Origin of the sequence: Gemmobacter aquarius, from assembly GCF_003060865.1 — a bacterium.
Taxonomy (GTDB): domain Bacteria; phylum Pseudomonadota; class Alphaproteobacteria; order Rhodobacterales; family Rhodobacteraceae; genus Paragemmobacter; species Paragemmobacter aquarius.
This window is the reverse complement of record NZ_CP028918.1, coordinates 815971-838543: the sequence shown is the minus strand read 5'-3', so window position 1 is coordinate 838543 and position 22573 is coordinate 815971. Positions and strand designations below refer to the sequence as shown.

Sequence of the window (22573 nt, the reverse complement as noted above, 5' to 3'; positions counted from 1 at the left end):
GCCACCCGTGACCAATCCCGATCTCACCGTTCTCATGGCCGTCTACAACCAGCAAACCCATGTGGCGCGTGCCATAACCTCGATCCTGACCCAGACCCTGCGAGACGTGGATTTCCTGATCGTCGACGACGGCTCGACCGATGCCACCCCCGATATCCTTGCCCGCCACGCCGCAGCCGAAAGCCGCATCCGCCTTCTGACCCTGCCGCAGAACGGCGGGCTTGCGGCGGCGCTTCAGGCAGGGCTGGCCGCGACAGACGCCACCTTCGTCGCCCGCATGGACAGCGACGACATCTCCTGCCCCGAACGGCTGGCCATCCAGCTTGCCACCCTGCGCGGCAGCAGGCTCGACATTCTCGGCGCCGGACAAACCCGTGGCCCGCGCGGTCTGCTGGACATTTGGCCCGCCCTCTCGCTCGACCACGGCACGATCATAGCCACCCTGCCGCGCCGCAACGTGCTGGCCCATCCGTCCGTGATGTTCCGCCGCGCGGTCATCGGCGCAGCAGGAGGCTACGACCCCCGCTTCAAACTCGCGCAGGATTACGACCTGTGGCTGCGCTTGATCGGTCAGGCCCGCTTCGGCAACTTGGGCCGCAAACTGGTCGTCTCGCCGACAAACTGCACCCGCGCATCCGGTCCCGCCAACCGCCAGCGCCACACGGTCTTCAGCGTCACCGCCGCCACCAACCACTTCCTGCGCGCCCGCGCCCTGACACCGCTCGATCCCTCAGGCCCTGTCGATATCCTCGGCCTTGCCCTCGCCGCCCTCGTCCGCCAAAGCACAAGGGCCGAGGCGCAAGACATCATCCGCCACGCCATCCGCCTCGTGCGCTACGCCTCGCCCGCCCCCCCGGTGACGGCCGAAATCCGCGACGCGATCTGCGAAAAAGCCAATCTCCACGCCCGCATGAAATGGCGCGCCTATGCCCTCGGCCCGCTGACCTCGGCCCCCGTTCTCTCCGGCTGACCCCGCCAAACCCGCCTATGGAAACCGCGCGACCTTTGGGCTATCACCACCCCTTGCCCACGAGGACGCCATGACCAAAGCCCCCACCCCCAAGCCCGCCACAGCCCAAGGCGCCACGCCCGCAGGCGACCGCATCGCCAAGGTGCTCTCCCGCGCGGGCATCGCCTCGCGCCGCGAAGCCGAACGGATGATCGAAGCGGGCGAGGTCGCGGTGAACGGCAAGGTCATCGACAGCCCCGCGCTCAACATCGGCCCGAACGACCGCGTCACCGTACGTGGCGAACCCGTAGGCCAGCCCGAACCCGCCCGCCTGTGGCTTTACTACAAACCCGAAGGCCTCGTGACCTCGGCCTCCGACGAAAAGGGCCGCGAGACCGTGTTCGACCATCTGCCCGAAGACATGCCCCGCGTCATGTCGGTCGGCCGCCTCGACCTCAACTCCGAAGGCCTGCTCCTTCTCACCAACGATGGCGAGTTGAAACGCCGCCTCGAACTCCCCTCTACCGGCTGGCTCCGCAAATACCGCGTCCGCGTCAAGGGCAACCCGACCGACCCCGATCTTGAACCCCTCCGCCGCGGCATCACCGTCGAGGGCGAGAAATTCCTGCCCATGTCCGTGGTGCTCGACCGCCACCAAGGCGCCAACGCATGGCTCACCATCGGCCTGCGCGAAGGGCGCAACCGCGAAATCCGTCGCGCCATCAACGAGATCGGCCTGATCGTGAACCGCCTGATCCGCATCAGCTACGGCCCCTTCCGCCTGAACGAACTCCAACCCGGACAGGTCGAGGAAATCCGCCCCCGCATCCTGCGCGACCAGCTTGGCCTGACGGGCGAGGCATCGGATGATCTCGCTGGCGCAAAACCTGCAGGCAAACCGGCCCTGCGCCGCCCCGCCAAACCGCGCAGCATGGACAGCAGCGATCCGGCCAAACGCACCCATACCGGCCCCACCGGCAAATTCGCCCCCCGCAGCCACGCCTCCGATGCCAAGGGCGGCAAACCCGCAGCCCCCCGCGCCGAAGGGGCCGCAAAACCCCGCTTCTCCACCGCCTCGGCCAAACCCGATACCCGCCCCGATGCCCCCGCCAAGCCCCGCAGCTTCGGAACCGCAGCAACCAAGACCGCACCCCGTGCGTCCGCGTCGCAACCGAAACGCGAATCGCAGCCCCGCCCCGTCGCGGCAGGCCCCCGTCCATCCTCCAAACCAGCCGCCAAACCGGGCGCCGGCCCCAAGGGCCCGCCCCGTGGCGCGCCCGCAGGTCCAAAGGGCGCACCGCGCAAACCCAAGCAGCGTTAGGATTTTCCTGACCGCCTTTTGATTTCAAACCCGCCCCGCGGCACTGGCATGCCCCCCACCCTTCGCCTATAGTCCAATCGAAGGTCTGTTGTTTCAGGGGAAAAACGCGCTCATGTCGGCGAGATCAATTCGCACCCTCGCGTTCTTCCTCCTTCTGGCGCTAGCGGCCTATGTCGCCGGCGCAGGGGGAAACTGACATGGCCCAGCGTTACGGTGGCAAGTTCAGCCCGAACCAGCCCGCATCTCCCACAGCGCAAACGCCCGCCAACCGCTTCGACGGCAAACGCCCCCTGCCCGCGCAGGGGCGCTCCAACATGCTCTTCGCAGCCAGCCTGCTGATGCTCATCCCGGCCTTCACCGGCGGCCCCGATGCGCTGTTTTCCGGCCTCGGTGCCACCGCGCTGATGCTGGGTGCCGCTTGGCTCACCCGTCAGGGCCTCATCGCCGAAGACGCCTACAACGCCCGCACCCTCGCCCGCCGCCCCGCCATTCCTCGCAAACTCTTTGCCGCCATCCTGATCGGCGCGGGCCTCGGCCTTGGGGCCACCATCAGCCAACCGGGCCTTTACCCCGTCCTTTTCGCCCTCGCAGGGGCCGCCCTGCATCTCGCCGCCTTCGGCCTTGATCCGATGCGCGACAAGGGCACCGCAGGCATCGACAGTTTCCAGACCGACCGCGTCGCTCGCGCCGTCGATGAAGCCGAACGCAGCCTGACCGAAATGCGCGATGCCATCCTGCGCGCGGGCGACCGCCAGCTTGAAGCCCGCGTCGACGCCTTCGCCACCACCGCCCGAAGCCTGTTCCGCACGGTCGAGGGCGACCCCGGAGACCTGACCGCCGCGCGCAAATTCCTGTCGGTCTACCTGTCGGGTGCCCGTGATGCGACCGTGAAATTCGCCGATTTCTACGCCACCTCGCGCGATGCCTCGGCGCGCGCCGATTACCTCGGCCTGCTCGACGATCTCGAAACCAATTTCGCCTCGCGCACCAAGGCGCTTCTCGTGAACAACCGCAGCGACCTCGATGTCGAAATCGGCGTCCTGCGCGAAAGATTGCAACGCGAGGGCTAAGCCCCCGCTTCCCGCCACCCGCGCCCGTTTCGCGCACCAGTCAAAGGTTCCCCTTCATGCCCGAATCCATCCGCGCCGCCGCTGCCACCGCCCTGTCGGAAGTCGAAGCCGTGACCAAAGCCCTGCTGCCCGAACCGGCCAACGCGCTCGTCACCCTCGACGCCGCCCCCGCCCCGCAAGCGGCCGAAATCCGCAAGCGCATGGACGAGGTGAACCTGTCCGACGCCCAATCCATCCTCTCCTTCGGCTCGGCCGCCCAAGCCGAACTCCAAGTGATTTCCCAAGAAATGCTCTCCGGCGTCCGCAACAAGGACGTCGGCCCCGCAGGCGACAGCCTGCGTGAAATCGTCACCACCATCCGTGGCTTTTCCGCCTCTGAACTCGACCTCGGCCGCGACCAGAGCTGGTGGGAAAAACTGATCGGCCGCGCCAAGCCCGTGGCGAAATTCGTCGCCCAATACGAACAGGTGCAGGGCCAGATCGACCGCATCACCGAAAACCTGCTCTCACACGAACACACGCTGCTCAAAGACATCAGGTCGCTCGACATCCTCTACGCCAAGACGCTGGCCTTCTACGACGAACTCGCCCTCTACATCGCCGCTGGCGTGGCCAAGATCGCGGAAGCCGATGCCACGACCATTCCCGCCAAGGAAGCCGAAGTCGCCGCAGCCGCAGCCGAAGATCAGGTCAAGATCGCCCAGGAACTGCGCGACCTGCGCGCCGCCCGTGACGACCTCGACCGCCGCGTGCACGACCTGCGCCTGACCCGTCAGGTCACCATGCAGTCGCTGCCCTCGATCCGCCTCGTGCAGGAAAATGACAAAAGCCTTGTCACCAAGATCAACTCCACCCTCGTCAACACCGTGCCACTGTGGGAAACCCAGCTCGCCCAAGCCGTCACCATCCAGCGCAGCAAGGAAGCCGCCGAAGCGGTGCGCGGCGCGAATGACCTGACGAACGAACTGCTGAAAGCCAACGCCGACAACCTGCAACAGGCCAACCGCATCGTCCGGCAGGAAATGGAACGCGGCGTCTTCGACATCGAAGCGGTCAAAGCCGCCAACGCCACGCTGATCGCCACGATCGAGGAATCGCTTCGCATCGCCGACGAAGGCAAGACCCGCCGCGCCAGCGCCGAAACCGACCTGCAAAAGCTGGAAACGGAACTGCGCGACACGCTGTCTGCGGCCCGCGCCAAGCCTCTGACCCCCGGCGGAACGCCAACCCCCGCCTGACGCCCATCCCCGCCCGACGCCCATCAAGGACGAAGCCCCTGCTCAAGCCCTCGCTCCCCCGCACCCTCGTGACCGGCCTCACCTTGGCCGGTCTCGTCGCTTGCAGCCCTGCCCTCCCCCCGCCGGGCGCAGGCCAGCGCCCCGAACTGCGCCCCGCGATGGCGCCCGCGCCCGCAGCCGAAACCCCGGCCTCGCTTGCCGCCCGCGCCCATTACGCCCGCGTGCAAAGCCTGCTTCTGTCCCAAGGCTTGCTGCGTACCGATGGCGGCGGCCCCGACACGCCCTATACCGACCGGATGCTCGCGGAAAACTTCATCCGCATCGCCCTTTATGACGAATACGCCCGCACCTCGGGCGGCCCCGTCCAGCGCACCACCGTCAGCCGCATCCGCAAATGGCAGGCCCCCGTGCGCGTCGGCCTCTCCTTCGGCGCCTCGGTCCCGCCCGACCGCCGCGCCGCCGACACAGCGCGCATCGGCTCGTTCCTCGCCCGCCTCTCGCAACTGACCAACCACCCGATCGCCCTGTCCGACGCCAACCCCAACTTCTTCATCCAGATCGTCTCGGAAGACGAACGCCAAGCCCTCGGCCCGCAAATCCGCGCAGCCCTCCCCGGCCTCTCGCCAGCCGAGGTCGCAGGCATCACCCAGATGCCCCGCTCGACCTATTGCCTCGTCTACGCCATGTCCGAAGGCGCCGATGCCACCTATACCCGCGCCTTCGCCGTGATCCGCAGCGAACACCCCGACCTCTTGCGCCTGTCCTGCATCCACGAGGAAATCACCCAAGGCCTCGGCCTCGCCAACGACAGCCCCTCGGCCCGCCCCTCGATCTTCAACGACGACGAGGAATTCGCCCTGCTGACCAAACAGGACGAGCTGATGCTCCGCATCCTCTACAACCCCGCCCTCACCCCCGGCCTGACCGAGGATCAGGCGCGACCCATCGTGGAATCGCTTGCAGCCCGCCTTGTTGGCGGCGAAAGTTGATCTCGTAACTTACGGAGTGGCGACATGGTTTTCGATTTCCTGCGCGGCGAGTTCATCGATGTCATCGACTGGACCGATGACACCCGCGACACCATGGTCTGGCGCTTCGAACGCCACGGCAACGCGATCAAATACGGCGCCAAGCTGACCGTCCGCGAAGGTCAGGCCGCCGTATTCATCCACGAAGGCCAGCTTGCCGACACCTTCGGTCCGGGCATGTATATGCTCGAAACCAACAACATGCCGCTCCTGACCACGTTGCAAAACTGGGACCACGGCTTCAACTCGCCCTTCAAATCCGAAATTTACTTCGTCTCGACCACCCGCTTCAACGATCAGAAATGGGGCACCAAAAACCCCATCATGTGCCGCGACCCCGAATTCGGCCCCGTCCGCCTGCGCGCTTTCGGCACCTATTCCATGCGCGTCTCGGATGCCGCCCTGTTCCTCAAGGAAATCGTCGGCACCGATGGCGAATTCACCGCCGACGAAGTGTCGACCCAGATCCGCAACATCATCGTTCAGGAATTTTCCCGCGTCATCGCCAGCGCGGGCATCCCCGTCCTTGACATGGCCGCCAACACCGCCGACTTGGGCAAACTCGTCACCACCGCCATCGCCCCCCTGATCACGGGCTACGGCCTGACCCTGCCGGAATTCTACATCGAGAACATCTCGCTCCCGGAAGAGGTCGAAAAGGCACTCGACAAGCGCACCTCGGTCGGCCTGTCGGGCGACCTCGACAAATTCATGCAGTATTCCGCGGCCGAGGCGATGGGCAAAGGCGGCTCGGGCGGCGACGCCATGACCGCAGGCATCGGCGCGGCGATGGGCATGAAGATGGCGCAAAGCATGGGCGGCCCGTGGGGCGCAGCCCCCGCCGCACCGGCAGCAGCAGCCCCGCCCCCGCCGCCCCCCGCCGGCAAAGCGTGGCACGTCGCCGCCAATGGCGCGACCACCGGCCCCTTCACCGAATCCGACCTGACCGCCATGGTCGCAAACGGCACCCTCACCCGCGCCAGCACCGTCTGGTGCGAAGGGATGGAGGGCTGGAAACCCGCGTCCGAAACCGACCTCGCCCGCCTGTTCAAAGCCACGCCGCCGCCGCCCCCTCCCGTGACGCCCCCGCCCGGAGCGTAAAGCATGGCCCGCCAAACCTGGCCCTGCGCCGAATGCGGCGCGGCCCTGCGCTTCGTGCCGGGTGCTACCGAACTGAAATGCGACCACTGCGGCCACGTCCAGCCCATCCCGGCCCAACCGCAGCGCCGCCAAAAGGCACTGGGCGAGATCGACCTCGCCCTCGGCCTCGCCGATGACCTGACGCCCGCCCAGACCGTCGCCGTCCAGTCTACCCCCTGCCCGAACTGCGGCGCGCTGGTGGAATTCAAAGGCGCCGAACACGCCACCGAATGCCCCTTCTGCGCCACCCCCGTCGTCACCACCACCGACGAGCAGCGCAAGATCAAGCCCCAGGCGGTCCTGCCCTTCGTCCTCGCGGAACCTCAGGCCCGCGACGCCATGACCAAATGGCTCGGCAGCCTGTGGTTCGCACCCAACGGATTGCAGGAATACGCCCGCAAAGGCCGCGCCCTGAACGGCATGTACGTCCCCTACTGGACCTTCGACGCCGCGACCCGCAGTCGCTATCGCGGCGCGCGGGGCGACCACTACTACACCACCGAAACCTATGTCTCGGACGGCAAGACCCGGACCCGACAGGTCCAGCATACCCGCTGGACCAGCACCTCGGGCCGGGTCGCCCGCGACTTCGATGATGTCCTCGTGCTGGCCAGCCAAAGCCTGCCGCGCGACTACACCGACAACCTCGCCCCTTGGGACCTGTCCGCACTCGAACCCTACAACGCCGACTACCTCGCCGGTTTCACCGCCGAAGGCTACACCATCCCCCTCGCCGACGGCCACGCCATAGGGCGCGATGTGATGGCAGGCGTCATCGGCCAAGACGTGCGCTCCGACATCGGAGGCGACGAACAACGCATCGACGACATCGACACCGACTGGTCGGACGAGACATTCAAGCATGTGCTTTTGCCGATCTGGATGGCCGCCTACAAATACGGCGGCAAAAGCTACCGTTTCGTGGTTAACGGCCAAACCGGCAAGGTGCAGGGCGAACGCCCATGGTCGAAGTGGAAGATCGCCTTCGCCGTGCTGCTGGCTCTGATCGCCGCAGGCATCTTCTTCGCCGTCTCGCAAAACCGCTGACCGCACAGGGGGGCTGTCTGCCCCCCACGCCCGCAAGCGGGCCGCTCCACGCTGGAAACGCTCCACACCCGGAGGATATTTGTGCCAGCATGAAAGCCGAAGAAAGGGTTAAGGCCGCGCTTCACGCGTCTGCATCACCTGTGCATAGTTGAATCGCCGTTGCCGCGCTTGACTTCGCCCACCTCGGGCCGCATCACGCCGCAACGCCAGCCGCTGGGAAAACACCATGCTCGACCTGACACGCGTATTGACCGAGGCCCGGATTCCCGAACTGCCGAACCCCTATTTCGGCAAGGTCCGCGATTGCTACGACCTGCCCGACGGCACGCGCATCCTGATCTCATCCGACCGCATCTCGGCCTTCGACCGCATCCTCGCAGCGATTCCGTACAAAGGCCAAGTCCTTACGCAGACAGCAAAATTCTGGTTCGAGGCCACCGCCGACATCTGCCCGAACCATGTGATCTCCTATCCCGACCCCAACGTGGTGATCGGCAAGCGCCTGACCATACTGCCGGTCGAGATCGTGGTGCGCGGCTATCTTGCGGGCACCACCGGCACCTCGGTCCTGACGCTGTATAAACAGGGCCAACGCGCCATGTATGGCCACACCCTGCCCGACGGTCTGCGCGACAACCAGGCCCTTCCCGCCCCGATCATCACCCCCACCTCCAAAGCCTTCGACGGCGGCCACGACGAACCCCTGACCGCAGAAGAGATTGTTTCGCAAGGACTTTTGACCCAGCCCCAATGGGACGAGGTCTCCTCCAAAGCCCTCGCCCTGTTTGCCCGTGGCCAGAAAATGGCCGCCGAACGCGGGTTGATCCTCGTCGATACCAAGTATGAATTCGGCACCGACGAGGCCGGAAACATCCTGATCGCCGACGAAATCCACACCCCCGATTCCAGCCGCTACTGGCTGGCTTCCGGCTACGAGGAAGCCTTTGCCGCAGGCACCCGCCCTCCCAGCTTCGACAAAGACGTGATCCGCTCGTGGGTCGCCGCGCGCTGCGACCCTTACGCCGATGAAATCCCTGAAATCCCCGCCGAAATGATCGCCAAGACCGCACAGGTCTACATCGACGCCTACGAGGCGATCACAGGCCAACGCTTCGTTCCCGACACCTCCGGCACCACGCCGCTCGACCGCGTCCGCCAGAACCTGCAGCCCTACTTCGGCTGACTGTTTGCGCTAACATCGCACGATCGGTTAACATCACGGCAATCCTAGGAGCGTAGAAATGATTCTCAGCTGTGGCGAAGCCCTGATCGACATGTTGCCCCGCACCACCACGCTGGGCGAACCGGCGTTTTCGCCCTATGCGGGGGGTGCGGTCTTCAACACCGCTATAGCACTTGGCCGTCTCGGCGCGCCTTCGGCATTTTTCTCGGGCATTTCCAACGACATGCTCGGACAGATCCTGACCGAAACGCTGGAAGCGTCAAAGGTTGACACTTCGTTAACCGCACGCTTTGACCGCCCCACGACCGTGGCTTTCGTCAAGCTGGTCGAGGGCCAAGCCACCTATGCCTTCTACGATGAAAACACCGCAGGCGGGCTTTTGGCGCAAAGCGACCTTCCCGCCCTTCCCGCCAGCGTCGACACCCTGTTCTTCGGCGGCATCAGCCTTGTAAACGACCCCGCGGCCAGCACCTACGAAGCGCTCCAGTCCCGCGAGGCCTCCTCCCGCGTCACCATGATCGACCCCAACATCCGCCCGGGTTTCATCGCCGGAAAGGAAGCGCAATACCGCGCCCGCATCGAACGGATGATTGCCCGCGCCGATATCGTAAAGCTTTCGGACGAAGACCTGCACTGGCTGATGGGCCAAGGCGATGTTTCCGCCCTCGCCCGCCAAATCCTTGAAAAAGGGCCGAAAATCGTCTTCATCACCGAAGGCGCCGATGGTGCACGCGCCATCACCGCCACGCAAAACCGCTTCGTCGCGGCGCAAAAGGTGACCGTCGCCGATACCGTCGGCGCAGGCGACACCTTCAACGCAGGCGCCCTCTGCGCCCTGTTTGAGGCGGGCGCCCTGACCAAAGCAGCCCTTGGCAGCATCAGCGATGCCACGCTCGACGCCGCCCTCGCCCTCGGCACCCGCGCCGCCGCCATAACCGTCAGCCGCGCTGGCGCGAATCCTCCCTGGCGCCAAGAATTGTGAGGGCGGTCCTCCAGCGCGTCACCCGTGCCTCGGTCACGGTCGAAGGCCGCGTGACCGGCGAAATCGCCCAAGGCCTGCTTATCCTGGTCTGCGCGATAGAGGGGGACACCGACGCGCAAGCCCCCCATTTGGCTGCGAAAATCGCCAAGATGCGGATTTTCAAGGACGACGCCGGAAAGATGAACCTGTCACTCCTCGACGTCCAAGGCGCGGCCCTTATCGTCTCGCAATTCACCCTCGCTGCCGACCTGCGCGGCAACCGGCCCGGATTTTCCGCCGCCGCCAGACCCGAAGAGGGCAAAAGGCTCTATGACCTGTTCACCGCCGCAATGGCACAGCAGGGTATTCCCACCGCTACCGGCATCTTCGGCGCCGACATGTCCGTCGCCCTGGTAAACGACGGCCCCGTCACCATCTGGATGGATGTCTGACGGAAAGCCCCGGCGTCCGAACCCCTCAGCCCGGAACGACCATTCCCTTGACTTTGGCCAGTTCCCGCATCCGCGCCTGCAACTTCTCGAACGCCCTGACCTCGATCTGCCGGATCCGCTCGCGGCTCACGCCATAGCTTTCCGACAATTCCTCCAGCGTGACCGGCGTTTCGGCCAGCCGGCGCTGCATCAGGATGTCGCGCTCGCGCTCGTTCAGCACCGACATGGCGTTTGCCAACAGCTCGCGCCGCGTGTCCAGCTCGTTGCGCTCGGCATAGTCGCCCGCCTGATCGCTGTCTTCGTCCTCAAGCCAATCCTGCCACTGGCTCGACCCTTCCTCCGACCCGACCGACGCGTTCAGCGACGCATCCGCCCCCGCCATCCGGCGGTTCATGGCGATCACTTCCTCTTCCGTCACCGAAAGATCCTTGGCGATCTGCGCCACGTTCTCGGGCCGCAAATCACCCTCTTCCAGCGCGCCCAGCTTGGCCTTGGCTTTCCGCAGATTGAAGAACAGCTTCTTCTGCGCGCTGGTCGTCCCAAGCTTCACCAAAGACCACGACCGCAGGATATATTCCTGGATGCTCGCCCGGATCCACCACATCGCATAGGTCGCAAGCCGGAACCCGCGTTCGGGATCGAACCGCTTCACGGCCTGCATCAGACCCACATTGGCCTCCGAAATCACCTCGGCCTGCGGCAACCCGTAACCGCGATAGCCCATGGCGATTTTCGCGGCCAGTCGCAGGTGGCTGGTGACCAGCTGATGCGCGGCCCGCGCATCCTCATGGTCGACCCAGCGCTTGGCCAGCATGTATTCCTCTTCCGGCTCCAGCAGCGGAAACTTGCGGATTTCCTGCAGATACCGGTTCAGCCCCTGCTCCGGGCTCGGTGCGGGTAGGTTGGTATAGGTGCTCATCTCGTGCCCCCTTTCTGGTCCCGGTCTGATCGCAGCCCCGGGGATCGGCAAATCTAGGTAACGTCGGCTTCGCTTGCAAGACCGCCGCGCGATACGCCTCATATCCTAAAATGGTTACGATTGCGTTACGACCCAAGGCCCGCTCGGGTGCGTTCACGCACATGTCAGCGGGTATTTCCGCGCCAATCACGCTGTTTGCGCCCAAACTGCACGAACCGGAAACCCCGCCCCCCTACCTTCGTTCCCTCAAATACCCGCCCGCAGCGCCTCGAGCACTGCAGCCATATCCGGGGGCAACTCCGCCTCGAACAGCATTTCCTCGCCCGTCACCGGATGCACAAAGCCCAAAGACGCCGCATGCAGCGCCTGCCGCGCAAATTCATTGCCCAAACCCGCCGCCACCTCTCCCACCGATTTCGGCGACAGCCTGCGCTTGCCGCCATAGGTCTGGTCGCCCAAAAGCCCGTGCCCGGCATAGGACATATGCACCCGTATCTGGTGCGTCCGCCCCGTTTCCAGCCAGCATTCCACCAGCGCAGCCCCGCCCGGCGCCTGCCGCCCGCCATAGCTTTCCAACACCCGCGCCCGCGTCACCGCATGCCGCCCCGCCCCGTCCCAGACCACGGCCTGCCGCTGCCGGTCGGTCTTGTGCCGCGCAAGGCCGGTGACGATCTTGACGATCCCGCCGGTCTCGAAGCCTATCCCCTTCAGCCCGCGCAACCGCGGGTCGGCGGCATCCGGCGTGCCATGCACCAACGCCATGTAATGGCGGTTCACCGAATGCTCCTCGAACTGCTTGGCCAGCCCGTGATGCGCGCGGTCGGTCTTGGCCACCACCAGCAAGCCCGTCGTATCCTTGTCGATCCGGTGCACGATGCCGGGCCGCTTCTCGCCCCCGATCCCCGACAGCGTATCGCCGCAATGATGCAGCAAAGCGTTGACCAAAGTGCCGCGCGGCGTGCCGGGGGCGGGATGCACCACCATCCCCGCCGGCTTGTCGATCACGATCAACTCGTCATCCTCGTAGACGACGACCAGCGAAATATCCTCCGGCTGCGCGTCATATTCCTCGGCAGGTGCCAGCACGAGGGCGTAGACTTCCCCCACGGCCACCTTCGTCTTGGGGTCCGTCACCGCCACCCCGTCCCGCAGCACATCGCCCTCGGCGATCATCTTCATCAGCCGTGACCGCGACAGCGCCGCTTCCTCTGGCACCTCGCGCACCAAGGCCTTATCAAGCCGGTCGGGCGGATCTTCACCGATCTCCACGGTCAACAGGGCATCCGTCTCGGAAAGGACTGGCATGAAAGAAGCTCCGGATACTCCCGCGCTACCGCCGGGACTGAGATTGCTGAAAGCCCTCGTGATCCTTCTTATGGTCACGATGATTGGCGGTGTCATAACCATCGCATCGGTGCTTGTCACCCGCATGCCCGACGGCAACGCGATTCCGCTGCCCGAAGACCTGACCCTGCCCGATGGCGCAACCGCGCAATCCTTCACCCTCGGCCCCGATTACATCGTCATAACCACCACCGACGCCCGTATTCTGGTGTTCAGCCGCGACGGCACCTTCCGCAAGGAACTGCCCCTGAACTGAAGCGGCGGTTGCCCGGACCGGTCGCCAAGGGGCGCGCCCGACCTGCGGGGTGGGTGCACGTATACGTGCGCCCGCCCCGTGGGGGCGGGTCGGGCGCGCCCCGATGCTTGGGGCATCGGGGCAATTCCCATCGTGGCGCAACCCCTCCATTTCCGACCCTGCTTTGGCGTTTCCAGACTGGACCGCGCCCGTTCAACTTGCCACCCTGCCCCCGATAACAGGAGATACGAACATGATCGGCGACCTCGGCGCAGAAGACGCAACCGAACTGGCCCAATGGGTCGCACGCGGCGATGTCACCCCCACCGAACTGCTCGACGCCGCCCTTGCAGCCACCGCCAAGCGCAACCCCGCCATCAACGCGGTCGTCCTCATCCAAGAAGAAACCGCCCGCCGCACCATCGCAAACGGCCTGCCCCGCGGCCCCTTTCGCGGCGTGCCCTTCCTGTTGAAAGACCTCGGCGCAGAAGCCACCGATTTCCCCTCGAACAACGGCTCGCGCCTTTTCGCGAACACCACCTACGACCGGAACTCCGCCATCTTCGACCGCATGGCCGCCACCGGCGTCGTCACCTTCGGCCGCACGACCAGCCCCGAAGGCGGCATCGGCGCCGCCACCGAATCCGCTGTCTACAGCGGCCCCACCCGCAACCCGTGGAACCTCGACCACACCTCCGGCGGATCGTCGGGTGGCGCAGGCGCTGCCGTCGCCGCAGGCATCGTCGCCTTCGCGCACGGATCGGATGGCGGCGGGTCAGTCCGCATCCCCGCCTCGTCCTGCGGGCTGTTCGGCTTCAAATCCACCCGCGCCCGCCTGCCCGATGGCCCCTATGCCGGCGAAGGCTGGGCTGGCATGGCGATCGACGGCTTCCTGACCCGCTCGGTCCGCGACACCGCCACCATGCTCGATGCCTGCGCTGGCCCCGACCTCGGCGCGCCCTACGTCGCGCCCCCCCTGACACGCAGCCACGCCGACGCGATCACCCGCCCGCCCCGCCGCCTGCGCGTCATGCTCTGCGACACCACCTTCACCGGCACCCCCATCCATGCGGAAGTGCAAGCCGCCGTCCTGAACGCCGCCAAACTGCTCGAAGACCTCGGCCACCACGTCACCCCCGGCCTGCCGAAAGCCGACGTGCCGATGATGATGCAGGCATGGACCGATATCGTCGGCATCGGCACTGCCCTTTCCGTCCGCTCTGCCCTGAAAGGCCGCGACCCCGAAACCCTCGTCGAAGGCGTGTCGCGCGGGGCCATGGCTTACGCCGAAACCCTGCACCCCACCCGCTATCTGCAAGCGGTCGGCGAAATCCACGACTTCGGCCGCCAGATGGCCCACGCCTTCCACGACACGCAAACCGACATCATCCTGTCAGCCACCCTCGCCGAACCGCCCGCCCTCGTCGGCCGCTTCGCCCATACCACGACCGATTACCCCGCCTACCGCATGGGGCCGGACGGCATCTTCCCCTATTCCCCCTTCTGCGCCGTCTTCAACGCCTCCGGCCAACCCGCCGCATCGCTGCCTTTGGGCCAGTCCTCCACCGGCCTGCCCATCGGCATCCACCTCGCCGCCCCCTTCGGGATGGACGAAACCCTGATCGCGCTTTGCGCAGAACTTGAGCGTGCCGCCCCTTGGGCCGCCCGCCGCGCTGCGATGGCATCATGAAACCGGCGATAACCCGTCACGCCCATCCGCTTAACACTTGCAATAAACAATTTTGCCTCTCCTTATTATGATCAAAAGACCGGGGAGCACTGCCAATTGTCCGCACCGACCGAAAGCATGATCGAGGCCCGTAACACGGTCAAAGCCTTCGGTCAGGGCGACCATGTCGTCCGCGCCCTCGACGATGTGTCGATCACCATCCGCAAGGGTGAATTCTTCACCCTCCTCGGCCCCTCGGGCTGCGGCAAGACCACGCTCCTGCGCCTGATCGCAGGGTTCGAGATGCCGACCTCGGGGCAAATTCTGCTCGACGGGGCCGATATCACCGACCTGCCGCCCAACCAGCGCCCCGTGAACACGGTCTTCCAAAGCTACGCGCTCTTCCCGCACCTGACCGTGGCTCAAAACGTCGGCTTCGGCCTTGAAATGCAGGGCCGCCCCCGCGCCGAAGTCGCCCGCACCACCGCCGAGATGCTGGCGCTCGTGAAACTCGAAGCCATGGCGAACCGCAAGACCAGCCAGCTTTCCGGCGGCCAGCAACAGCGCGTGGCCCTCGCCCGCGCCCTTGCCCCCAAACCCAAGGTGCTGCTGCTCGACGAACCGCTGTCGGCCCTCGACCTCAAACTCCGCAAGGAAATGCAGGTCGAACTCAAACGCCTGCAGATCGAGACCGGCATCACCTTCATCTTCGTGACCCACGATCAGGAAGAAGCCCTCACCATGTCCGACCGCATCGGCGTGATGAGCGCCGGAAAACTGCAACAGATCGGCAGTCCGAAAGACATCTACACCCGTCCCGTCAACCGCTTCGTGGCCTCCTTCATCGGCGAGACGAACTTCCTGCCCGCCACCCCAGTCGCGGGCGGGTTGAAACTCGGCTGCGGCGCGGTGATCGACACCCCCACCGATGCCACAGGCCCCGTCACCCTGACGATCCGCCCCGAACAGGTCCGCATCACCGACCCGACCGAGGCAGGCGCGATCCCCGCCACGGTCACCTCCCTCGTCTATTTCGGCACCGACACCCATTGCCACATGCAGCTTTCCGACGGCGCCGAAGTCGTCGTCCGCGTGCAAAGCCCCGCCAGTGGCGAAGCGGGCGTGGCCATGGGCCAACAGGTCGGCCTCCGCTTCCTGCCCGGTGCGGCCCAAGTGCTTCAGGACTGATGCGATGAGCCAAGCCGAATCCCGCCAGACCGCCCAATCCGCCCGCGCAGGCTGGCTGCTCTCGACCCCTGCGCTGATCCTTCTGGCCGTCGGGGCCATCGGCCCCCTGATGATCGTCGTGGTCTATTCCTTCCTGCTGCCGGGCAAATACGGCAACGTCGAATGGGGGTTCAGCTTCGACGCATGGCGCGGCATCCTCTACACCCGCGACATCTTCGACGACACGCTCGTGCTTGCCGACGCGCATCTGACGATCTTCTGGCGCTCGGTCAAACTCTCGCTCCTCACCACGCTTTTCACCTTTGCCGTGGGCTTTCCCACCGCTTGGTTCATCGCCACGAGGCCGCAGCGCCAACGCGCCTTCTGGCTGTTTCTCATCACCATCCCGTTCTGGACCAACCTGCTGATCCGCACCTTCGCGATCAATGAAATCATCCGCTCCGAGGGCCTGCTGAACTCGCTCCTGCTGAAGCTCGGCGCGATCGAGCGGCCCTTGCAGATCATCTATACCGACACCGCCGTCTTCATCGGCATGACCTATGTCTACCTGCCGCTGATGGTACTGCCCCTTTTCGCCGCCATCGACCGCTTCGACATGCGCCTGCTCGAGGCGGGCTACGACCTTTACGCCTCGCGGCTTCAGGTCTTGCGCCGCATCATCCTGCCCATCGTCAAACCGGGCATCATCGCAGGCTCGATCCTCGTCTTCGTCCCCGCTCTCGGCGCCTATGTGACGCCGCGCCTCCTCGGCGGGGGCAAACAGATGATGATCGGCAACTTCATCGAGTTGCAATTCGGCCAAGGCCGCAACTGGCCGCTCGGCGCTGCGCTTTCCGTCACGCTCCTCATCATCGTGACGGCGGCGCTTCTGGTCTATGTCCGCTTCGCCAACCGCGACAATCAGGTGAACCATGGCTGATCGCGGCTTCTCCGTCTCGCGCTTGCCGGGCTTTACCCCAACGGCCATTCTGGTCTTCGTGGCGCTTTACCTGCCCATAATCATGCTCGTCGCTTTCTCCTTCAACGCGGGCAAATCGGTCGCCAGCTTCGAAGGCTTCACCCTGCAATGGTTCGCCAAGGCATGGGCCAACGACCACGTCAAAGACGCCACCCTCCGCTCGCTCCTGATTGCCACCATGGCGGGCGTGATCGCTACGGCTGTGGCAACAGCCGCCGCCCTCGGCACCACACGGCGCAAGAAATACAAGGGCCAGACCTTCATCTATGTTGTGATCAACCAGCCCCTGATGGTGCCCGAGATCGTCACCGCCGTCGCACTTCTGATCTTCTTCGCCCAGATCAAGGTGCTGACCGGCTACCAAGGCCTCGGCTACCTGATCACCGCCCACGCCGCCTTCTGCATCCCCTTCGCCTACCTGCCGATCCGCGCGCGGCTCGAAGGCATGGACAGCACGCTCGAAGCCGCCGCCGCCGATCTTTATGCCACCCCGTGGCAAACCTTCCGCCGCGTCACCCTGCCACTGCTGCTGCCCGGCATGATCGCAGGCTTCATGCTCGCCTTCGTCACCTCGCTTGACGATGTGGTCATCACCCTGTTTGTCAAATCGGCAGGGCAGGACACGCTGCCCACCTATATGCTCGGCCAGATCCGCCGTCAGGTCACGACCGAGGTCTATGCCATTTCCACAGTGCTCTTGGGTCTGACGGTCGTGCTTCTGACCGCCTTCTTCGTGCTGACCCGCAAGAAAGACTGACCAACAAGAAACCAACGCCAAAGAACCAACGCCAAAGAACCAACGGGAGTCCAAAATGAGAAACCTACTCACCGCAACCGCGATGCTGCTCGCCACAGCCGCCATGGCGCAGGCCGAGGGCGAGCTGCAACTTTACAACTGGGGTGACTACACCAGCGCCGAACTGCTTGCGAAATTCGAGAAAGAGACGGGGATCAAGGTCACCGTCACCGACTACGACAGCAACGACACCGCGCTCGCCAAGATCGAGGCCGGCGGCCACGGCTTCGACCTCGTGGTGCCTTCGGCCAACTATGTGCAGATCTATGTCGAAAAAGGCCTCGTGCAGGAACTCGACCTGTCCAAACTGCCGCACCACGGCAACATCGCACCCGAATGGGTGGATGTCGAATACGATCCGGGCCGCAAATTCTCGGTTCCGTGGCAGTGGGGCCTGACCGGCATGGGCGTCAACCAGACCGCCTATTCGGGTGACATCAACACCTCGGCCATCTTCCTCGACCCGCCGCCGGAACTGGTGGGCAAGGTCAACGTGACGCCCGAGATGAACGACATCATCGCGCTCACCACGATGTATCTGGGCGGCGAAATCTGCTCGGAAGACGCCGAGTTGATGAAAAAGGTCCGCGACAAGCTGATCGAGGCCAAGCCGAAATGGGTGTCGATGGACTACGGCATGACCGAAAAGATGGCCAGCAACGACGTGATGGCCTCGGTCTACTGGAACGGCGCAATGTTCCGCTCGCGCCTGCAAAACCCCGACGTGAAATTCGGCTACCCGAAAGAGGGCTTCCCGCTGTTCATGGATCAGGTGATGCTGCTGTCGGATGCGCAGAACGTCGAGGAAGCCTATAAATTCCTCGACTTCATCGAACTGCCCGAAAACGCTGCCCTCATCTCGGCCTTTGCGCGCTATGCCAACGGCATCTCCGGATCGGAAGAATTCATGCCCGCCGACATGAAGGATGCCCCCGAAATCGTCATTCCGGCCGAGTTGCGCGACAAGGGTGTCTTCCTGAAAACCTGCACCGGCAAGGCGCAGGACTACATCACCGCGATCTGGACCGAACTCCAGAAGTGAACCCGAAAGCGGGGGGCCACCGGCCCCCCCGCACCCCCCGCAGAGCCATCATGAAAGACCGCCATCCCCAAGCTGACGGCGGTTTTCGAGTATTTGGGCAAAGATGAACAGCGCAGACCTGACCGACCGTTCCGCAACCGACCTCGCGCACCTGATCGCATCGCGCGAGGTGAAGCCCTCGGAGGTGATGGAGGCGACCCTCGCGCGCATCGCCACGGTGAACCCGTCGGTCAACGCCATCGTCTCGATGCCCGACGCCGAAAGCCTGATGGCACAGGCCCGCGCCGCCGATGAAGCCCCCAGCAAGGGCTGGCTCCACGGCATCCCCATGGCCGTCAAGGACCTGCTCGCGGTGAAAGGCATCCGCACCACTTGGGGCTCACCGCTTTATGCCACCTACGTCCCCGCCGCCGATGACCTGATCCCCGCCCGCATGCGCGCCGCGGGCGCGATCTTCATCGGCAAGACCAATACCCCCGAATGGGGCCACGGCTCGCACAGCTTCAACCCTGTCTTCGGCGTGACCTGCAACCCCTATGACCTGTCGCGCACTGCAGGCGGGTCATCGGGCGGGGCCGCCGCCGCCCTTGCCACACGCATGGTCAGCGTGGCCGACGGGTCCGACATGATGGGCAGCTTGCGAAACCCCGCCGCGTTCTGCAACGTCTACGGCTTTCGCCCCAGCTACGGCCTCGTGCCATCCGACGCCGTGGGCGACACCTATCTGGCCACCCTCGCCACCGAAGGCCCGATGGCCCGCACCGTCGAGGATGTCGCCAACCTCCTCACCGTCCAAGCGGGCGAGAACCCGCAGGTGCCCTTTGCCCTGCCCAACCAGCCCTTTGCCGACCACCTGAAAACCGACCTGCGCGGCAAACGCCTCGCATGGCTGGGCGACTGGGGCGGCGCCTATCCGCTGGAACCCGGCATCGCCGCACTCTGCGAAACGGCGCTGCAAACATTTACCACCCTTGGCGCGAAAGTCGAAGCACTCCCCCCGCCCTTCCCCGCCGAAAAGCTGTGGTTCGCATGGACCACCCTGCGCGCCATGCTCAACTCGAACGGCAAACGCGCGCTTTACGACGACCCCGCCAAACGCGCCCAGCTCAAGCCCGAAACCGTGTGGGAGATCGAACAGGGCCTGTCCCTTTCCGCCGATGCCGTCTATGCCGCATCCGAAATCCGCTCGCGCTGGTATGCCCATGCCGCCCGCCTGTTCGACCGCTTCGACGCCGTCCTGATGCCTTCGGCGCAGGTCTGGCCCTTCCCGACCGCTTGGCGCTGGCCCGCCGAAATCAACGGCCAGAAGATGGACACCTATCACCGCTGGATGGAGATCGTCGTCCCCGTCAGCCTGATCGGCCTGCCCGCGCTGAACATCCCCGTGGGCTTTGGCGCGAACGGCCTGCCGATGGGCATGCAACTGATCACGCGCTTCGGGTCAGACGCGCAAACCCTCGCCATGGGCCACGCCTATCACATGGCGACCGATTGGCCCGCCAAACGCCCGCCACCCTTGGGGTGAACGCACTATTTGCATGGAAACGAAGCAAGGCCGGGTTGGACTCGAACCAACATCAATTCCCGGACATTGCCCGCAAACCCCCTTGCCCATCGGGGTACACGGCCTTGCCTTACAACCCTAGCGCCATGGCCATGCAAATTCAAGAACACCCGCCGCTATAAAGCATAGGCGAACAACTCGTCATAGCGCGCGCCCTTGTGGGAAAGATGCGACTGATACAGGCAAAACCGATCCACCCGCCAAGGCGCGCTCACAAACCCGCCCCCCAAAGCCACCGCCTTCTCCAGCCGCGCAGCTTCATCCGGCATGGGCGGCGAAAACCGCCCCAGCGTCACATGCGGCACGAACTTCCTGCGCTCCACCGCAATCCCCGATGCCCGCGCCGCATGTTCCAGCTTGCCCTGCAACCGCGCCAAGGCTTCCGAGGCCGCCACCCCCGCCCAAGCCGCCCGTGGCTTGGCCCCGCCGAACAGCCCCAACCCCTGCAAACGCAACTCGAACGGCGCCACGCGACATTCGGCAAACCGCTCATGCGCGGCCTCAAGCTCCCGATCCTGCACCTCGCCCAGAAAGACCAGCGTCAGGTGAAACCCCTCAGGCTCCACCGCCGATGGCAAGGGCAGCAAAAACTGCTGCACCCGCAGCGCCGACAGCACCTCGTCCGGCAAGGGCAGCGCCAGAAACACCCGCATCATCGCGCAGCCAAAGCCTCCAGCCGTTCCATCACTTCCCTCCGCACCACCCCCTCGCGCGGATCATCGAGCAACGTCACCATCATCGTCTCCCCGGGCACAGCCCGCCCGCCCCCGCCCCACGACAGCCCGCGCAACACATCCGACGCCCCCTCGGGCAACCGCGCAGGCAATTCGAACCCCGCCAGCACGCCCCAAAGCGCCGTCCAGCACCGCCCTACCGACCACGGATTATATCCGCCCCCGCCCAGCAGCAACATCCGCTCTGCCAGCCCCAACAGCGCCCGCAGACAATCGACATAGGCGCGGTTCGACAGGCACAGCCGCGACAGCGGGTCTTCCGTCAGACTGTCAGCCCCCGCCTGAAGCACGATCACATCAGGCCCGAACGCCGCCACCCGCGGCACGATCAACCGCTCGACCACCGCGCGCATCTCGGTATCGTTGAACCCCCTCGGCACCGGCAGGTTGAACGCATTTCCCCCCGCACCGTCGCCCAAAGCCCCGGTAAAGGGCCAACGCGCCTCTTCATGCACGGAAATCATCAGCACATCCGGCAGCCCCGCAAAGGCAGGCTCTACCCCGTCACAGTGATGCGCGTCGATGTCTACATAGGCCACCCGCAACCCCGCCCGCCGAAGCGCCATGATCGCCAGCACCGGATCGTTCAGATAGCAAAACCCGTTCGCACGATCCGGCATCCCGTGATGCGTCCCGCCACCGGGCACATGCACCCGTGCCACCCCGTTGGCCAGCATCTCGGCGGCCAGCAACACGCCCCCCGCCCCCGTGGCAGGGCGCGAATAAATCTGCGGAAATACCGGATTTGACAGCGTCCCGATCTGGTGCCGCGCCCGCACCGCATCATCGACCGCGCCGGTTGCCTCGGCCCGTTGCAAGGCTGCGATGTAACCCTCGGTGTGAAACGCCGTCAAAGCCGCAGGCTTGGCCTTGGGACTGGTCCGGTAGCGCCCGTCCAGCCAGCCCAGCGCCGCGCACAGGTCCATAACGACCGGAACGCGCGGTATCCGCAACGGATGCCCCGCCCCATAGGACGACCCGCGGTAAACCTCGCTTCCGATGAACAGCGCCGAAGCGCCACCCGTCACTGCAACAGCGCGTCGATCTCGCGTGTCACCACGCTTGCAGTCGGCAAGGTCAGGCTGCCCCATGTCGCCACCACCTCGCCCTGCCCGTCAAGCAGCACCTTGTTAAAGTTCCAACCCGGTTCGAACCCGTGGTCGGCCTTCAGCATGGCATAGAACGGATGCGCCTGCGGTCCGACCACATGGGTGATATCCGTCATCGGCAAGGTCAGATCGAAATTCGCCGCGCAATACTTTTTGACCTCGGTCGCGTTCGACAATTCCTGATTGAAGTCATCTGAAGGCACCGCCAGCACCACCAACCCCTTTGCCGCGTATGCGTCCTGCAAATCCTGCAAATCATTGAATTGCGGCGCGAACCCGCAAAGCGACGCGGTGTTCACCACCAGCACCGGCTTGCCCTTGTATGCGTCCAGATCGATGGTCCCACCGTCGATCGACACGAAACTGTATCCCGCCATCGCGGGAACCGGCAGCAGGCTTGCCGCGCTGAAAAGAGCAACAAGGGCAAAGCGGCGCATCGGTGACACCTCCGTTATAAATCAAGGGATGATCTAGCTTTGTTAACCGTTCTGTCAAACCCGCAGTTGTAAATTCGGCATCGACACAGCCAAGCGGCAGACCAATCGGGAACGCAAAAGCCACCCGCGTGATCGTTACCCTGCCGCTTTGACAGAAAAAACAACCTTAGGCGCTGGATTATCGGGCGC

At 65.0% G+C, this 22573-nt stretch carries 22 protein-coding genes and 1 tRNA gene; 17 read left to right on the top strand and 6 right to left on the bottom strand.

Translation table 11 applies throughout. The features are described from left to right. Window positions 1-7 precede the first annotated feature (7 nt). From HYN69_RS04070 to dtd, 10 genes are all read left to right on the top strand, one after another. On the top strand, window positions 8-970 hold the full coding sequence (locus tag HYN69_RS04070; protein WP_216824645.1) for a glycosyltransferase family 2 protein: 963 nt from the start codon (window positions 8-10) through the stop codon (window positions 968-970). Window positions 971-1040: 70 nt separating this feature from the next. Then, a complete protein-coding gene (locus HYN69_RS04065) occupies window positions 1041-2270 on the top strand; it encodes a pseudouridine synthase (RefSeq protein WP_108434617.1) in 1230 nt (409 codons plus the stop codon). 197 nt (window positions 2271-2467) lie between these two features. After that, the gene (locus tag HYN69_RS04060; RefSeq protein WP_108434616.1) at window positions 2468-3340 is read left to right on the top strand and encodes a 5-bromo-4-chloroindolyl phosphate hydrolysis family protein; all 873 of its coding nucleotides are present in this window, start codon (window positions 2468-2470) and stop codon (window positions 3338-3340) included. A gap of 56 nt (window positions 3341-3396) precedes the next feature. Next, window positions 3397-4578 (top strand): toxic anion resistance protein, encoded by a 1182-nt coding sequence (locus HYN69_RS04055; RefSeq protein ID WP_108434615.1) that lies wholly within the window; start codon window positions 3397-3399, stop codon window positions 4576-4578. Between the two features lie 68 nt (window positions 4579-4646). Then, complete coding sequence (locus HYN69_RS04050) at window positions 4647-5567, top strand: DUF2927 domain-containing protein (RefSeq protein ID WP_230426478.1); 921 nt, start codon at window positions 4647-4649, stop codon at window positions 5565-5567. A 24-nt stretch (window positions 5568-5591) separates the two neighbouring features. Further along, the gene (locus tag HYN69_RS04045) at window positions 5592-6707 is read left to right on the top strand and encodes an SPFH domain-containing protein (RefSeq protein WP_108434613.1); all 1116 of its coding nucleotides are present in this window, start codon (window positions 5592-5594) and stop codon (window positions 6705-6707) included. A gap of 3 nt (window positions 6708-6710) precedes the next feature. Beyond that, complete coding sequence (locus HYN69_RS04040; protein WP_108434612.1) at window positions 6711-7793, top strand: primosomal protein N' (replication factor Y) - superfamily II helicase; 1083 nt, start codon at window positions 6711-6713, stop codon at window positions 7791-7793. 226 nt (window positions 7794-8019) lie between these two features. Further along, window positions 8020-8976 (top strand): phosphoribosylaminoimidazolesuccinocarboxamide synthase, encoded by a 957-nt coding sequence (locus tag HYN69_RS04035; RefSeq protein ID WP_108434611.1) that lies wholly within the window; start codon window positions 8020-8022, stop codon window positions 8974-8976. A 58-nt stretch (window positions 8977-9034) separates the two neighbouring features. Beyond that, window positions 9035-9958 (top strand): carbohydrate kinase family protein, encoded by a 924-nt coding sequence (locus HYN69_RS04030; protein WP_108434610.1) that lies wholly within the window; start codon window positions 9035-9037, stop codon window positions 9956-9958. Then, the gene (dtd, locus tag HYN69_RS04025) at window positions 9955-10389 is read left to right on the top strand and encodes a D-aminoacyl-tRNA deacylase (protein WP_108434609.1); all 435 of its coding nucleotides are present in this window, start codon (window positions 9955-9957) and stop codon (window positions 10387-10389) included. Before HYN69_RS04030 ends, dtd begins: the two co-directional genes overlap by 4 nt. A gap of 25 nt (window positions 10390-10414) precedes the next feature. On the opposite strand, the gene rpoH is transcribed toward dtd, so the two are convergent. Continuing rightward, window positions 10415-11308: an RNA polymerase sigma factor RpoH gene (rpoH, locus tag HYN69_RS04020; protein ID WP_108434608.1), complete on the bottom strand. Its 894-nt coding sequence runs from the start codon at window positions 11306-11308 to the stop codon at window positions 10415-10417. A gap of 246 nt (window positions 11309-11554) precedes the next feature. Next, window positions 11555-12613, bottom strand: a complete 1059-nt coding sequence (locus HYN69_RS04015; protein ID WP_108434607.1) for an RluA family pseudouridine synthase — start codon at window positions 12611-12613, stop codon at window positions 11555-11557. Here HYN69_RS04015 and HYN69_RS04010 point away from each other — a divergent pair. From HYN69_RS04010 to HYN69_RS03980, 7 genes are all read left to right on the top strand, one after another. Beyond that, a complete protein-coding gene (locus HYN69_RS04010) occupies window positions 12612-12908 on the top strand; it encodes a DUF6476 family protein (protein WP_108434606.1) in 297 nt (98 codons plus the stop codon). The genes HYN69_RS04015 and HYN69_RS04010 overlap by 2 nt on opposite strands. Before the next feature lie 232 nt (window positions 12909-13140). Beyond that, complete coding sequence (locus HYN69_RS04005) at window positions 13141-14577, top strand: amidase (RefSeq protein WP_108434605.1); 1437 nt, start codon at window positions 13141-13143, stop codon at window positions 14575-14577. Window positions 14578-14694: 117 nt separating this feature from the next. After that, a complete protein-coding gene (locus tag HYN69_RS04000) occupies window positions 14695-15744 on the top strand; it encodes an ABC transporter ATP-binding protein (RefSeq protein ID WP_108434604.1) in 1050 nt (349 codons plus the stop codon). Between the two features lie 4 nt (window positions 15745-15748). Further along, on the top strand, window positions 15749-16663 hold the full coding sequence (locus tag HYN69_RS03995) for an ABC transporter permease (RefSeq protein WP_108434603.1): 915 nt from the start codon (window positions 15749-15751) through the stop codon (window positions 16661-16663). Further along, on the top strand, window positions 16656-17459 hold the full coding sequence (locus tag HYN69_RS03990; protein ID WP_108434602.1) for an ABC transporter permease: 804 nt from the start codon (window positions 16656-16658) through the stop codon (window positions 17457-17459). Before HYN69_RS03995 ends, HYN69_RS03990 begins: the two co-directional genes overlap by 8 nt. Before the next feature lie 55 nt (window positions 17460-17514). Beyond that, a complete protein-coding gene (locus tag HYN69_RS03985; RefSeq protein WP_108434601.1) occupies window positions 17515-18540 on the top strand; it encodes an extracellular solute-binding protein in 1026 nt (341 codons plus the stop codon). 103 nt (window positions 18541-18643) lie between these two features. Then, window positions 18644-20065, top strand: coding sequence for an amidase (locus HYN69_RS03980; RefSeq protein WP_108434600.1), 1422 nt, complete (start codon window positions 18644-18646; stop codon window positions 20063-20065). A gap of 26 nt (window positions 20066-20091) precedes the next feature. Here HYN69_RS03980 and HYN69_RS20450 read toward each other — a convergent pair. The 4 genes from HYN69_RS20450 to HYN69_RS03965 all read right to left on the bottom strand — a co-directional run bounded on the left by HYN69_RS20450 (window position 20092) and on the right by HYN69_RS03965 (window position 22384). After that, window positions 20092-20170 (bottom strand) — tRNA-OTHER (locus tag HYN69_RS20450). Window positions 20171-20220: 50 nt separating this feature from the next. Beyond that, entirely contained in the window at window positions 20221-20760 is a 540-nt protein-coding gene (thpR, locus tag HYN69_RS03975; protein ID WP_108434599.1) for an RNA 2',3'-cyclic phosphodiesterase, read from the bottom strand. Continuing rightward, window positions 20757-21929 (bottom strand): acetoin utilization protein AcuC, encoded by a 1173-nt coding sequence (locus tag HYN69_RS03970; protein ID WP_108434598.1) that lies wholly within the window; start codon window positions 21927-21929, stop codon window positions 20757-20759. The genes thpR and HYN69_RS03970 overlap by 4 nt, the downstream gene beginning before the upstream one ends. Beyond that, window positions 21863-22384, bottom strand: a complete 522-nt coding sequence (locus HYN69_RS03965) for a glutathione peroxidase (RefSeq protein WP_108434597.1) — start codon at window positions 22382-22384, stop codon at window positions 21863-21865. Before HYN69_RS03965 ends, HYN69_RS03970 begins: the two co-directional genes overlap by 67 nt. Between the last annotated feature and the right edge of the window lie 189 nt (window positions 22385-22573).